Genomic DNA, 541 nt, shown 5'->3' on the forward strand with positions numbered 1-541 from the left:
CCAGATGGCTCTGGACTTACAACAACCAACGGCCCAACATGGCCATCGGCGGCATCTCGCCCGCAACAAAACTGAAACTGGCTGCATAACTCTAATGCAAAACTCCTCCATAAATGGGGGGATTACCGAGTAAGGTCCTTGATGAAGAGGATGGGTATTGAGGCAATCTACCGACGACCCAATACGTCCAAACCAGCGCCATAACATAAAACCTACCCGTATCTGCTGCGTGATGTGGAGGTTTTAAGACCCAGTCAGGTCTGGGCCATCGACATTTCCTACATTCCCATGGCAAAGGGCTTCACCTATCTGGTCGCTATCATTGACTGGTACTCGCGCAAAGTTCTGAGCTGGCGGTTATCAATCACCATGAAGGCTACCTTCAGCATCGAAGCTCTGGAAGATGCACTTTCCAAATACGGCAAGCCAGAGATTTTCAACTCTGATCAGGGCTCTCAGTTCACCAGCATAGACTTCACCGATGTGCTCAAGCGTGAGAAGATCAAGATCTCCATGGATGGCAAGGGAGCATGTACCGGCA

At 50.3% G+C, this 541-nt stretch carries 1 pseudogene; it reads left to right on the forward strand.

From position 1 onward, the window contains the following. Positions 1-126: 126 nt before the first annotated feature. Positions 127-541, forward strand: a pseudogene (locus PsAD37_RS21305) (DDE-type integrase/transposase/recombinase); the annotation flags it as partial.

The organism is Pseudovibrio sp. Ad37 (assembly GCF_001623075.1).
Lineage (GTDB): Bacteria > Pseudomonadota > Alphaproteobacteria > Rhizobiales > Stappiaceae > Pseudovibrio.